A 14,389-nucleotide genomic window follows, 5' to 3' on the forward strand; every position below is an offset into this window, starting at 1 on the left:
GTCGATGAATGCCAGCGATGGGATCCGCGTCACGCTCAGCGAATTGATTGAGATGCGCCACCGCGTGCGAGAGGTGCAGCTGTTTTCCACGCCGAGCCAGCGCAGCCCGCTGATCGGCCTGCACCACTCCAAGCTGCGCGGGCGCGGCGTCGACTTCGACCAGGTGCGTGTGTACCAGGCCGGAGACGACGTGCGCACCATCGACTGGCGCGTCACCGCACGCACCCAGGAGCCGCACACCAAGCTGTTCCACGAAGAGCGCGAACGGCCGATTTTCATCATGGTCGAGCAAAGCTGCCGGCTGTTTTTCGGCTCGGGGCAGATGTTCAAGTCGGTGCTGGCGGCGCAGGCGGCGAGCCTGATCGGCTGGGCGGCCCTGGGGCACAACGATCGCGTCGGCGGGCTGGTGTTCGGTGACAACGAGCACTACGAAATCAAACCTCGGCGCAGCAAGCAAAGCCTGCTGCAACTGCTTAACCGCCTGGTGCGCGTCAACCAGAGCCTGGACACCGAAAGCCGTCCCGAAGCCGACGCCCTAGGCATGGCCCTGCGCCGTGGCCGCGAAGTGCTGCGCCCTGGCAGCCTGGTGATTGTGATTTGCGATGAACGTGCCCTCACCGACGGCGCCGAGCAACAACTGAGCCTGTTGTCACGCCATTGTGATCTGCTGCTGTTGCCGATCTCCGATCCGCTGGACCACGCCCTGCCCGCCGCCGGGCTGCTGCGTTTCGCGCAGCGAGGCGCGCAACTGGAACTCGACACGCTGAACTACGACTTGCGCCAGGCCTACAAGGCCCAGGCCGAAGCACGCATCGCCCGCTGGGAACGTCTCGCGCAAAAACTGCGGGTCCTGCTGATGCCCTTGAGCACCCAGAGCGAAATGGTCGAGCAACTGCGCGAATACCTCAACCCGCAACGCCCGGCCAAAAAACAATGAGCAGCCTCGACCAACTGCAACCGCTGATCGCCCCGCCGAGTATCGGCTTCTGGCCGCCTGCGCCGGGCTGGTGGCTGGTGCTGCTGGTGATCCCGTTGCTGGGGTGGGGGCTTTGGTCCCTGCGCCGCTTCCTGCCTGCGCGCCGCCCGGTCGCACGCGCCGAACAACCCTTGGACCCGTTGCGCATCGCCGCCCTGGCCGAATTGGCGCTGATGCCCAAACCCTACGACGGCGCGCCCGCCGGTGCCTGGTTGCAACAACTCAATGGCTTGCTCAAGCGCCTGTGCCGCAACGACTACCCTTACAGCCAGAGCCACACCCTCAACGGGCGCAAATGGCTGGCATTCCTCGACAACCGCTGCCCGGCTGCCGGCCTCACCCGCTGGATGGTGCTGGTGGAAGGCGCCTACAAACCCGAATGCAAACTCGACGACAAAGCCATCGCCGGCCTGACTCAAGCCGTCGACACCTGGATTCGCAAACATGTTTGAGTTCGCCTGGCCGTGGATCTTCGTTCTGTTGCCGCTGCCCTGGTTGATGCGGCTGGTCCTGCCAGCGGCCGACAGCGGCGAACCCGCACTTAAAGTCAGCTACCTCGGTGACCTCGAAGGCCTGGCCAGGCGCCGCGCCCGCGTCAACTTGCCGGGCTGGCGCCAGCAGGCCCCCTTCGTGGTGCTGTGGCTGCTGCTGCTGACCGCCGCCGCACGCCCGGAATGGCTCGGTGAACCGCTGCCGATTGCCGCCAGCGGCCGCGATCTACTGGTGGCAGTCGACGTGTCCGGCTCCATGGATTTCCCCGATATGCAGTGGCAGGACGAGGACGTGAGTCGCCTGTCCCTGGTCAAAAACCTATTGGGTGATTTCCTTGAACACCGCGAAGGTGACCGCGTAGGCCTGATCCTGTTCGGCAGCCAGGCGTACCTGCAAGCGCCGCTGACCTTCGACCGCCGCACCGTGCGCACCTGGCTGGATGAAGCACGCATCGGCATCGCCGGCAAAAACACTGCCATCGGCGATGCCATCGGCCTGGCCCTAAAACGCCTGCGCCAGCGCCCGGCGCAAAGCCGCGTACTGATCCTGGTCACCGACGGCGCCAACAACGCCGGGCAGATCGACCCGCTGACCGCCGCACGCCTGGCCGCCGAAGAAGGTGTGAAAATCTACCCGATCGGCATCGGCGCCGACCCCGAGCAAACCGGTTCCCTGGGCATCCTCGGCGTCAACCCGAGCCTGGACCTCGATGAACCGGCTCTCAGGGCCATTGCCGAAGCAACCGGCGGGCAATACTTCCGCGCCCGCGATGGCGAAGAGCTGCAAACCATCAAGGCAACCCTCGACCGACTCGAACCCGTCGAGCAACAACCGACCCAGGCCCGCCCGGCCCAGGCGTTGTACAGCGGCCCCCTGGCCCTGGCGCTGATCCTGAGCCTGTTGCTGGTGATCCAGGAACGCTGGCCGAACAACGCCCTGCAACGCTGGTTCAGCAAAGTGTCGAGCAAGGGGATCTTCCTGCAACAAAGTCCTGAGTGGCGCCAACGCCTTAAACGCCTGCGTTTGCGGAGGCGCCGATGATCGACCTCTGGCCGCACTGGTTCCGCCCCTGGTGGCTGTTGCTGTTGCCGCTGCTCGGCTGGTTGCTATGGCAGTTGTGGCACCGGCAAAAACGCGCCGGGCGTTGGCAGATGATCCTGCCGCCGGCCTTTCATGCCGTGCTGCTCAGCGGTGGCAGCGGCCGCGAAAGCAAATCACCGTGGGTGGTGCTCGGTATCGCCTGGCTATTGGCCGTATTGGCCTTGCTCGGCCCCAGTTGGCAACGGGTCGAACAAACCAGCCAGAAGCCCTCCGACCCGCTGGTGGTGCTGCTGGAGCTGACCCCGGAAATGCTCGCCACCGACAGCCCGCCCAATCGTCTGGAGCAAGCCCGCCGCAAGCTGTATGACTTGTTGCAGGCGCGCACCGATGCGCAAACCGCCATCGTGGTGTATGCCGGCAGCGCCCACACGCTGGTGCCACTGTCGGACGACCTGGGCACCAGCCGCAACCTGCTCGAAGCGCTGCGTCCCTCGATCATGCCCGAGACCGGCCACCGCGCTGACCTGGCGGTGCAAAAAGCCCTGGACCTGCTCAAGCACAGCGGCCTCGGCCAAGGACGCCTGCTGCTGATCGGCTCATCGCTGTCCAAGCAGGAGCGCCAGGGCATTCGCCTGTTGCTGCAAAGCAACCAGTCGCCGCCCCTGTCGATCCTCGGCATCGGCAGCCGCGAAGGCACGCCCGTCACGCAGGAAAGCGGTGAATTTCTCAAGGACGAACAAGGCGCGATTCTGGTGCCACGCCTCGACAGCCCCACGCTCAAAGCCTTCGCCAACGAGATGGGCGGGCGTTACCGTGCCGCGCGCCTGGACGATAAAGACCTGCGCCAGCTCGGCGTACTCGACCCGCCGCAAGCCCTGCGTAACGACGGCCAGTTGCTGCACCTCGACACCTGGGCCGACCAGGGTTACTGGCTGCTCTTGCCGCTGTTGCTGCTCGCCGCCTGCGCCGGGCGCCGTGGCTGGTTGTTTTGCCTGCCCGTGCTGCTGATGGCCGCCCCCCAGCCCAGCTACGCCTTCGAACTCCAGGATTTGTGGCTGCGCCCAGACCAGCAAGGCCAATACCTGCTCAAGAAAAAACGCCCCGCCGAAGCCGCCGAACACTTCCAGGATGTGCAATGGCAAGGCGTTGCCTTGTACGAAGCCGGCAACTATGCCGAAGCCATCAAGCGCTTTGCCGAAGGCAATGACGCCTACGCTCACTACAATCGCGGTAATGCCTTGGCCAGATCCGGCGAACTCGAAGCGGCTGTCGACGCCTACGAGCAAGCCCTGGAAGCCCAGCCCGACCTGCAACCAGCCCTGAAAAACAAGGCCCTGGTGGAAGCCCTGATGCAGGAGCAGGCAGCGCCCGAGCCCGAACAGCCGGCAAAAAACGAGGATGACGAAACCACCCAACCCGGCCAAACTGCGCAACCGGGCGCCAGTGGGCAAACTGCCACGGGCGGCGAGCAGTCGTCCCAGGGCCAGGGCGAAGCGGGTAGCGGTGACACCCAGACCGGCGCCACACCCCAAGCCGGCGGCAACGAAGTACCGGGCAGCGAACTGGGCGACGAGCAAACCACTACCCCGCCGCTGCGCCCCGCCGACGCCAGCCTCGACGATGAACACCGCCAAGCCCTGGAACAATGGCTGCGGGAGATCCCGGACAACCCCGGCGAACTGCTGCGACGCAAATTCTGGTACGAACAGCAACAACATCAGGACAAGACTCGATGAGCCGCCGCACCCCCCTTCTGCTTCTGCTGGCGTTGACGGCAGGCCACGCCCAGGCGGCGAACCTGGTGGCCAGTGTCGACCGCAGCCGCCTCAATTCCGGGGAAACGGTGGAGCTGACGGTGGAGTCCAGCGACGTCACCCAGTTCGGCAAACCCGACCTGTCGCCACTGGATGCACAGTTCGAAGTCAGCGGCACCCGCCAGCTCAACCAGCTCACCACCCTGGGCGGCGACAACCACGCCACCACGCGCTGGATCATCACCCTGCTGCCCAAGGAAAACGGCACCGTAGTGATCCCGCCGTTGCAAGTGGGCGAGTACTCGACCCAGCCGATCAGCCTGCAAGTGCTGGAAACCGCCAGCCAGAACAGCAACGCCGAGCTGGCGCCGGTGTTTGTCGAAGCCAGCCTCGATCAATCCAGCGTGTACGTGCAGGCACAGGCCCTGTTGACGGTGCGCGTGTACCACTCGGTGTCGCTGTATGACGACAGCAGCCTCACCCCGTTGCAGATCCCGGATGCTCGCGTGGAGCAATTGGGCGAGTCACGCACCTATGAAAAGGTCATCAACAGCATCCGCCACGGAGTGATCGAAACCCGCTACGCGATCTACCCGCAACACAGCGGCGCCCTGGAACTGCCAACGCAGACCTTCAGCGCCACGTTGGTGGAATCGCGCCCGCCCCAGGACAATACCCTGCAAGGCACCAAGCCGGGCAAGCTGATCCACGTGAGTTCGGCGCCGCTGGCGTTGCAGGTCAAACCCAAGCCCGAGTTGTATCCTGCCGATACGCCCTGGTTGCCGGCGCGCAGCCTGACCCTGACGGAATCCTGGAATCCAGAGCCTGAACATGTGCAAGTCGGCGACTCCCTGACGCGCAGCCTCACGGTCAAGGCCGAGGGCCTGTCCAGTGCCCAACTGCCGGCCCTCCCCAGCACGGAAATCAATGGCTTGCGCCGCTACCCGGACCAACCGGTACTTGGCAACCAGACCAGCGACCGTGGCCTGGTCGGCAGCCGCGAAGACCGCGAAGCCCTGGTCCCCAATCGGGTCGGCCCGCTGGAACTGCCACCTGTTGAACTGGTGTGGTGGAACACCCATGAGGATCATCTTGAACGTACCAGCGTGCCCGCCCGCACCCTGCAAGTGGCGGCCAACCCGAGCCTGATGGTGGACACGCCTGCCACGCCAACGATCATCACCGCACCGGACGACAGCCGTCTGTGGCTATGGCAACTGAGCACCCTGGTCCTGGCCTGCACCACCCTGCTGGGCTTCGGCCTGTGGTGGCGTGCGCGCTGGCAACCGGCGGTGCTGCGCGCCGCACAAACCGGCCCGAGCCCGCGCACCCTGCTCGATGACCTCAAACGCGCCACCCAGGCCAACGACCCCCAGGCCACCCGCCAGGCGCTGGATGCCTGGGCGCGGCAGCAGCCGGAAACCCTGGCGGACATGGCGGCGCGCTTCGTGCCGCTGTCGGATGCGCTGGATGGGTTGAACGGTGCGCTATACAGCGAGAGCGGCCAGTACTGGCTGGGCGAAGACTTGTGGCGCGCGATAAAAGCCATCCCCATGACCGAGCGCGTGCAAGACTCGGCGACGGACACCACCAGCCTGCCGCCGCTGTATCCCAAATAAACCGACACCCCCCATCAAAAGGTGGGAGGGGCTTGCCCCCGATTAACAGTGGGTCAGTTATAGATGAGCTGGCTGACAGCCCCCTCCCACCTTTAGATCTGTGAACACATGCCTGCCGGGGTCCGCACCGCGTGACAACCGTTCGTCGCTACTGTCAATGTTGACAGCTATTCAGCCCAACCCGCCGGGTGTCTGATTTCCTTGTCCCGCGCCCCTTGGCGCTAGTGCCGCAAGGAATTCAGCCATGCCTGATGAACCAGCTGTCATTGAGCCTTCCCCCGCCGAGGGTTCTATTCCATTTGACCACGCCCTGGTGGTTTACCCGTCCAACAGCAACCGCGCCGTGGACCTAGAGCCCCCTCCTTATGTGGCCAACCCGGTCATTTCTGTGATCAACGCCGATCGAGGACTGGGCATCCGCCACATCGAGAACAGCCTGATCGTAACCTTTGAGCGCTGGGTGACGTTAAATGTGGGCGATGTGTTCAAGTTTTACATGGGCGGTTCCCCAATCGAGCTGGCCTGGGCTGAAGTGCGGCCAGGCGAAGAAAACCGGCCACGGTATCAATTGGCGATCCTCCGCAAGCTGGTGCCTCTGGACTTTGTTTCGTCCTGCTATGGGCGGGTGGTGCGTGTGGGCAGCGGTACGGAAAGTACCTCGGTGCCGCAAACCTGGTTGATCAAGGACACAAGGCCTGGCGGCGTCGATCAGGACCCAGGCTTGCCTTATCACTCCGCACTCAAACTGCACTTGCCCCTCGACCTGCAACGGCCGGGCAGCGTGCTGGACCCTGATCGCGCAGCCCTGGGAGTCGTGCTCACCATTGATCGTTACCCTGAAATACGCATACGCGACACCATTGAGCTTTATTGGAACGGCCATTTGGTGACGTTGCAGTTGGACGCCGATCACTTTTCCGGGGCCAGGGCTATTGAAGTGCAGGTGGATCCGGAAATCATTAACCGACCCCACGGTAGTGGCTTACTGACGATCCGCTTTCGGGTCCGCGATGAAGTGCTGAATTTTTCCGGCGAAACTCAGCAATGGTCGCAAGTGGTGCATCTGGAAAGTGATCTTGATCCCGACTTGCTCGAACGGCCGTACTTCCTGGTGGACGATGAAGATATTACCGATGTCAATTTCGATACCCAAGGTGAGGGCTACTTTGAAGTAGAAGTGTATGTCCCCAGCCGGCTGCCCAACGGCTCCACCACACCGGCAGGTACCCAAATTCTCATTACGTTAAGCGGCATCCGGGCTGACGGCTCTGAGCATATTGTGCATTTACCCGCCTTCACGGCACGTATAGGCCGCTCTTCCTACGCCCATGTGGAAAACAGCATCCTCAAGGCGCTGATCAATGGCTCCATGCAAATCTCCTACGAGTTGCAATTTCCACTGGGCACCGTGCTTGGCACATCGCGCCGCCTGACGGTCACCATTTTTGGCACGGTTTCCACCATGCCGCCGGTCGACGTGGTGGAAGATGACGCCGGCTTGATCGACCCCTCGATTGATTACATCACTGTCGAGTTTCCAGAGTACACGCCCTACGACCGCAACTACTCCGTCACCCTGCGCATGGAAGCCACGCGTACCGGTGGCGGCGTGGAGTTCTATGAGCAAACCTTGCTGGCCGGTGCCCCACCGCCACCGACGCGCTTTCGGATTGTGCCGCGCAGTGAATTCCTGCGCTTTGTGGGGTTGGGCGATGTGAAGATTTTCTATCGCGTGGACGACGGCCTGGTCGGCGTGCTGGGCGGCAGTGGGGCGCTGGCGGTCCGCGAGTCCGAGCACTTGATCGTGCACTTTGGCGAGCGGGTGGCCGAACTGCCGGAGCCGCAGTTGGACCGCGTCGATGAGCACGGCAACCTTGATCCGGACGATGTGATTGGCCAGGCCATCGTGACACTGCCCTATGTCCGCACCTTCCCGGGTGACACATTTATCTGGCGCTGGTTGGGCACGGGGGATAACGGCAGTACCGGGGATGACATCCTCCTCAATGGCAGCAGCGCGGGCCGGCCAGTGGTGTTTGGGGTCGACAAGGTGTTTGTCGACAACAACCGCAATGGCGAGATCCGTCTGAGCTACACCTTGATCCCGGCAAGTGGCGGGCCCCTGCGTTCTAAAATCCTCATCGTGAGCGTTGGCCAAGCCTTGGGGAATTTGCTGCGACCCGAAGTGCTTGAAGCCTCCCGCAACCCCGATCAACTGACGCCCGAAGCCGTCACACAGGGTGCGACCATTCAGGTCAAGTTCCCGCAAATGCTGCCCACCGACCGCATCCGTGCCGTATGGACGGGCATTCCCGGCATCGGCAGCCACAGTGAAACCAAGGACGGCAACAGCCAAAAAACCCTGAACTTCACCGTCCCCGCCGACGTGGTGGGGGCCAACATCGCGCCCTTTGGCCGACAGATCAGCGTGCAATACTTCCTGCTGCGGGGTACCCGCGAAATACCGTCGCTGATCCTCGACCTGTTGCTGCTCACCCTCAACACCTTGCCGATCCCGACCATCGAAGGCGTGGGGGATGTACCGATACTCAACCTGTCACGACTGACCGGCAACGAGCGCACCATGATCAACACCTGGCATTTCATCCACCGCAACCAGCGCATGTGGATGCACTACACCGGGACCTATGCCGACCCGGAAGGGACTTACTTCGAGGCCACGTACACCAACAACCTGGTAACCGCCGACGGCGAGGTTAACGGCATCATGCCGCCGGCGCCCGTGGATGAACTGCGAAAGCTGAAGGATGGGTCAGACCTGCTCATCCAGTTCTGGGTCAGTTTTGATCGGGGCTCAGAAATAGGTAACGCGGTATTGTTCCGCGAACGGCGTCACATCGTGCAAGCGCTTCCCAGCGAACTGCCGGCGCCCAGGTTCCACAACCTTCCGGGTGCGAGCCTGAGCATCTATCCACTTCAGTACGAGCACTTTGCTTTTGTGGCAGTGGCTTACGAGGGCATGAACAGTACGCACTTTATCGAACTGCAATGGATCTATCCCGATTGCACCATGGAGCCGATCTCTGGGAAGTCCGGATTGGACGGCGGGCGCGTGGACTTCCCGATCAGCGCAAGGATCATTGCCAACAGCGTCGGTAAAACGATCACCTTGCGTTACGTGGCGACTATCAGAACTGACAGGGTGCCGTCTGACAGTCAAGGACTGACGGTGGAGATGATCCGGCCGGAACACTTACCGCAACCACTGATCAACGGACTGCCGGACGGCGGCGTTCTGGACCTGACGAACTTTACCGGCCCAGGTAAAGCCAGTGTCAGTAAATGGCCGTTGAGCTTTATAAACCAAAGGGTATGGCTGACCTGCAGCAGTCCCGGCGTGAACGACTTGAAGGTGCTTGAGAGTTACCCGATCAACTCAGGGGAAGCGGCGGCGGGGCTGGTGAATAAGGATGTGGCGCGCGCTTGGTTATCGACAGTGCAAAACAATGGTTCGATTACCGTGAGTTGTGACGTGACGTTGGATGGGAGTACTGAGAGGGGGGGGCAAGCTTTTCCGTTGACGACTTATTCCGCAAAAAATTTCCCTACCGGAGAAAACTTTGACGAAGTGACAGAATTGACATTCATTCGATCTGGAGAATCTTTAGAGATAAAAGGCATGAAAATCAGCGTAACAGGTGGAACGTCGGGCTACCTCACATTGAATCCTGCTGGGCCTTATGTACCGGGAAAAATTGAGAATACAGGTTTAGTGAACTCGAATGCCCCTGTAGCTTTCAAACTTGAGTTTAAAGCGTCTTATTCAAGAGTATCTTTTTGGTATGTAAACGCTGACAATTACAATTCTGCTACCAGCTACGATGAGCGCAACCAACCCCTAGAAACTAAATATATAGGTCCTCCGCGCAGCGCGCAGCAGGTCATTTTTAGCAGGCCGGGCATACGAAGCATAGTAATAGCAAATACAGATGGGGATGCTTTTCGTATAGATACCTTTGAATTCGTGATTTAGTCACTCATTCAGATTAATGATCCACTGAATATTCAAAAGCGATCCATTTAATTAGCTTTGGGAGAGGGCTTGTTTTCGAGAGCGGCATGTCAATTAGCTTATTTTTAATTGCAAAATTAGAATTGAGTTGGTTGCCCCCCCCCCGCAATTGAGGCCCTTCTCCCAGACTTCGAAAAAGCGGGACAGCTTTACTGAGTCCTAGCGTCGAGAAAAGCACTCGCCATCAGTCTGACGCGGAAAAAACTGTGGATGGGGATGTGCCCGATAGCGGTAGATCAGAATAGAGGTGCCACGCAGCACCTGATCGACATGCAAGCCCTTGTGGCAGGCCACCCAAAAGTATGTGCTCAACGACGAAGTCTCTTATGACGGCTACGACTATAAGGGCCTGCACTGATCGCAGGGCACGCGCCCCGACCTGAACTGGGTGCCGCCGTTGTATCCCAAGTAAGCCCCGCTGCATCCCTGGCACTCCACGACCGCTCGTCGCCACTGTCAATTCTCACAGCTAGACGCTCCCCTTGCGCAGGTATGTGATTGTCCTTGCGGTCCCCTCAGCCAGGAGCTCTCATCATGCCCACGCGTCCATCCGATACCGATACCGACAGCGATTCGCTTCCCATCAGCGCTCATGAGTACGGGTCATGCATACCCCTGCCGCAACGCGCTGAAGACCTGGATCACCCCTATTCCGCACACCCCGCCATTCCGCTGGGTCCCGCTCCTTACCCGGAGAACGGCGTCTATGGGCTTGGCATTCGCCACGTGCGTCCCTACGCATTGTTTGCGTTTGAGAAATGGGCGAGCCAATCGCTCCATGATTATTACGCCATTTACCTTCAGGACCTGATATTTCCAGCCGCTGATGATCTGGTAGCGGACCTGGCCCCGAATCGCCAAGTCCTCGCCATACTCGAGGAACATGTGCCCGAGGGAGAAATCTCGACCTACGGCCGGGTGTCACGGGCAGGCAGCGGTACTGAAAGCACTTCCCCTGTCCAAACCATTTTAATCAAGACCACCCGGCCTGGCGGGGTCGATAAAGACCCGGGGACCGCCTGGCATACCGGCCTGGCCATGCAGGTTGACGGGTTTCCCGAAGGCACCAGCATTGGCGCAGGAGATGTAGCCGGTGGGATCTGGTGTCTGATCGAGCGGTACGACCACCTTCGCCACAACGATGTGATCGAACTGTCCTGGGACGGCGTGTTCGTGCTGCATACCGTGAGCCCAACTGAAGCGGCCGGCACAGCGCCCATCCGGATTCTGGTGGACAAGTCGATCATCGATCAGGGCGGCCAACTGGGCAAACTGACCCTGCGCTTTCGCGTGCGGGATGTGGTGGAGAATTTTTCCGGGGAAAAATATCAGTATTCCAAACCGTATTTCCTGGAAGCGCAACTGGATCCGAGCCTGCTGTCGGCCCCTATTGTTCTGGTGGATGGCAATGAGCTTGAATCCCGGCAGATCGACTTTGACACTCAGAGCGAGGCGACCTTCGAGGTGATCGCCTCTACGCCTCGCCAACTTCCAAGCCCCAGCCCGAGGCATCAGATCGTCGTGACCCTGCTTGGCATACTGGCCGACGGCACCACTAAGTCCTTCGTACTGGCGCCTGTGACCGACAATAATCTGGGCTTCACGTTTATCTCCATCGACGCCGACATCATCGCCCAACTGGTCGGTGGCTCATTCCGCGTGTCCTTCCTCTGGCAAACCGCAGGCGGCGTGCCTCTCGGCCAGTCGGGCAGCGTGACGATCACGGTGGTCGGAACCCCGGTTGCGATGCCGGCGCCCCAAGTCAGCCCTATGGAACTGGGATTAATCCCACCGGGCGAGGACATCACCGTCACCATTCCTTATTACGAGCCGCACAGCACCAGTTGGCTGGAAACCCTAGTGATTGAATATGTACCCCCGGGAGGCGGCGGTGCTATCACCTTCAGGCAACCACAGCTGGCCGGAGGCCAGGGCGGCACACGCACCGTCACCGCGGCCGAGCTGGAGCCCTTCACTCGGCGGGGCAATATCAACATCTACTACGAAACCGATGACGGTGAAGCCCATGTCCTGGGAGGTAGCGCACTGGGGGTTCGCAGGTCGAACATGCTGGTCGCCCAGATCGGTGACAGGACGGCCGACATGCCTGAACCGAGGTTACAAGGTGCCATTGGCAATAACGTCGACCCTGCAGCGGTACCGGGCGACGAAGTGCTGGTGACCTTTACCTACCTCGGCACCCAGGCCGACGACACCCTCTATTGGTCATGCATCGGCTCCGGCGTGAACGGTTCCGCCAGCGGCAGTTTCCGCATCAATGCAGCGACCGCAGGCAAGGAATTGCCCTACCCGGTCTCGCGTCGAATTCTAGATAACAACCTCAATGGCAGCCTGCGGATTTCCTACAGCCTGGAACGCAAAGGCCCTCCTCCGTTGGTGCTGCGTTCGCAGGTGGCAGCCTTCACCGTCGGCAGGGGCGTGCAGTTGGACCGGCCGATCATCGACGGCGCCTCGACCTTCCCCGATGAGCTCAACCCGCTGGCCGTCTTGGGCGGCGCCAAGGTGATTGTGAAATACCGACCCATGCTGGCGACCGATCAGATACACGTGGACTGGTTCAGTGTCGACGGCATCGGCAGTGATAACCAACAGGTCAATGGCAACCCGGCGACGAATGAGGTCAGCGTGTCGTTCGATCCGCGCATCATCGCCCAGGGGATTCGCGAAGGCGGCAACACGATCAACGTGCAGTATCACTTCAACCGAGGGCTGTTCCCGTTCGCATCAGAAATCGTAGCCTTGCGGCTGTTGCCGCTGACCGGTTTGCCGACACCCACGATCGACGGTATCCCCGGGCCGATTCTTGACCTGTCGCGGCTCAACCCGACAGCGCGTACACGTGTACCGGTGTGGCATTTCATTCATGAAAACCAAAGAATGTGGATGAAGTATGAAGGCATCAAACAAGACGACACCCCCTTTATCGAAAACACCTATACCGCGAACCTAGTAACCGTAGACGGCGTGAACAATGGCATCAACCCGCCCACGCCCGTCGACAAGCTCACACTGCTCAAGGACGGCTCGACGCTGAAGATCAGTTTTTGGGTCAGCCTGGCGGAAAGCCTCGACAAGAATACGGCCGTGCTGTTTGGTGTACGTGAGTACATTATCCAAGCACTGCCTGGCGTATTGCCGCACCCCTTTATCGGCGGCGCTTCGGGGGTGGGACCAAATGTGACCGTCGAGCCGCTGACGATTGAGCACAACACCACGGTGACCGTGGCGTTCGGCGGCATGCGAAGTACCGACCGTATTACGTTTGAATGGATTTTTGCCGATTGTACCTCCCATACCGAAACCAAGAATGGCCTGGACAGCGGTACGCTCGTGTTCATCCTCACGGACGATAAAGTCCTGCATCGCAGTGTGAACAGTACGGTGATGTTGAGGTATTCGGTGGTGCGGGTGGGCGTGAATGACCCGATTCCGTCCGAGGTGCAGACAGTCAGGGTGAATGCGATTCCCACGGCGAACTTGCCACAGCCACTCATCAACGGCATCGCGCCTGGCGGTACGCTAGACCTGAGTACCTTTGCAGGTCATGCCACCGCAGCCGTGAAGAAATGGCCACTGAGCGCCCCCGAACAACGAGTGTGGTTGACCTGCAGCAGCCAAGGTGTGGCAGATCTTAGCGTGTTGACGGCTTATCCGATTAATGAGACGGAAGCGGCGCAGGGGTTAGCAAACAAGGAGGTATTGCGCAGTTGGCTAGCTAGCATTCCAAACCGCCAGCAGTTCAATATTGTTTGTCATGTATCATTCACGGGTAGTGAAGCTGAACGTATTACCTTCCCAGCGACTACTTACGCGGTGCAACAAGCACTGACAATAGACACGACGACCATGGAGTTAAGCACTCTTCAAGCGATACAAAGCTATGGTTGGTCCGTCATACCCTATCCTCCAATTACCCGGCTTGCCGCAGGTGGATCGCCGCCCTATAAGTATAGTTCCAGCAATACCGGAGTCGCTCAGGTCACCGAATCTGACGGACAAGTTATCGGCATTAGTAACGGCACCGCGACCATTACCGCCACCGACAGCCTCAACCGCCAAGTATCTTACCCTGTTAGAGTAACGAACATTTATCGAATCTTGATCAACAACAGCTATATGAGCACCATACAAGCGCGCCAATGGATTACCAGCGTAGGAGGTTTGTCAAGTCCCAACACCCTAGACGTCCATCTAAGCACTATAAGAAGGTTGGTTAATCCCACAGCTGTCTTATTCGACAATCCACCGGGCTTTGGGTCCGGCCGTTTCATCGCTCACAACACCTTGTTCCCCGATCTAATACTTTTTGTTTTCGTATATACTTCCACCTCCCCCCTAAATCCCATCAACATCGCCTACAGTGATAATCGAACATTCAGGGCAATGGCAATTATTCCGACGTGAGCACTCTAACAAGTGCAAATAATAACCAAGGCTAATAACCGAGTAACCG

General features: G+C 60.1%; 7 protein-coding genes. All 7 read left to right on the forward strand.

Annotated features, from left to right (window positions below):
- Positions 1-4 precede the first annotated feature (4 nt).
- A complete protein-coding gene (locus DNK50_RS18320) occupies positions 5-937 on the forward strand; it encodes a DUF58 domain-containing protein (protein WP_099585379.1) in 933 nt (310 codons plus the stop codon).
- A complete protein-coding gene (locus DNK50_RS18325) occupies positions 934-1,428 on the forward strand; it encodes a DUF4381 domain-containing protein (RefSeq protein WP_099585380.1) in 495 nt (164 codons plus the stop codon). The genes DNK50_RS18320 and DNK50_RS18325 overlap by 4 nt, the downstream gene beginning before the upstream one ends.
- Positions 1,421-2,509, forward strand: a complete 1,089-nt coding sequence (locus DNK50_RS18330) for a VWA domain-containing protein (protein ID WP_099585381.1) — start codon at positions 1,421-1,423, stop codon at positions 2,507-2,509. The genes DNK50_RS18325 and DNK50_RS18330 overlap by 8 nt, the downstream gene beginning before the upstream one ends.
- Entirely contained in the window at positions 2,506-4,245 is a 1,740-nt protein-coding gene (locus DNK50_RS18335) for a tetratricopeptide repeat protein (RefSeq protein ID WP_112195617.1), read from the forward strand. Before DNK50_RS18330 ends, DNK50_RS18335 begins: the two co-directional genes overlap by 4 nt.
- Positions 4,242-5,882 carry a BatD family protein gene (locus tag DNK50_RS18340; RefSeq protein WP_112195619.1) on the forward strand — a complete coding sequence of 547 codons (1,641 nt, stop codon included), beginning with the start codon at positions 4,242-4,244 and terminating at the stop codon, positions 5,880-5,882. Before DNK50_RS18335 ends, DNK50_RS18340 begins: the two co-directional genes overlap by 4 nt.
- Positions 5,883-6,126: 244 nt before the next feature.
- A complete protein-coding gene (locus tag DNK50_RS18345) occupies positions 6,127-9,876 on the forward strand; it encodes a hypothetical protein (RefSeq protein WP_112195621.1) in 3,750 nt (1,249 codons plus the stop codon).
- Positions 9,877-10,449: 573 nt separating this feature from the next.
- Positions 10,450-14,340, forward strand: coding sequence for an Ig-like domain-containing protein (locus tag DNK50_RS18355; protein WP_112195623.1), 3,891 nt, complete (start codon positions 10,450-10,452; stop codon positions 14,338-14,340).
- The last annotated feature ends 49 nt before the right edge of the window (positions 14,341-14,389 follow it).

The sequence above is a fragment of the Pseudomonas sp. LG1E9 genome, assembly GCF_003290225.1.
Lineage (GTDB): Bacteria > Pseudomonadota > Gammaproteobacteria > Pseudomonadales > Pseudomonadaceae > Aquipseudomonas > Aquipseudomonas cyclaminis.

What these genes read in the sequence shown, in the direction of transcription:
- DNK50_RS18320 (WP_099585379.1), top strand. Translation starts at nt 5, where the DNA reads ATGAATGCCAGCGATGGGATCCGCGTCACGCTCAGCGAATTGATTGAG.
- DNK50_RS18325 (WP_099585380.1), top strand. Translation starts at nt 934, where the DNA reads ATGAGCAGCCTCGACCAACTGCAACCGCTGATCGCCCCGCCGAGTATC.
- DNK50_RS18330 (WP_099585381.1), top strand. Translation starts at nt 1,421, where the DNA reads ATGTTTGAGTTCGCCTGGCCGTGGATCTTCGTTCTGTTGCCGCTGCCC.
- DNK50_RS18335 (WP_112195617.1), top strand. Translation starts at nt 2,506, where the DNA reads ATGATCGACCTCTGGCCGCACTGGTTCCGCCCCTGGTGGCTGTTGCTG.
- DNK50_RS18340 (WP_112195619.1), top strand. Translation starts at nt 4,242, where the DNA reads ATGAGCCGCCGCACCCCCCTTCTGCTTCTGCTGGCGTTGACGGCAGGC.
- DNK50_RS18345 (WP_112195621.1), top strand. Translation starts at nt 6,127, where the DNA reads ATGCCTGATGAACCAGCTGTCATTGAGCCTTCCCCCGCCGAGGGTTCT.
- DNK50_RS18355 (WP_112195623.1), top strand. Translation starts at nt 10,450, where the DNA reads ATGCCCACGCGTCCATCCGATACCGATACCGACAGCGATTCGCTTCCC.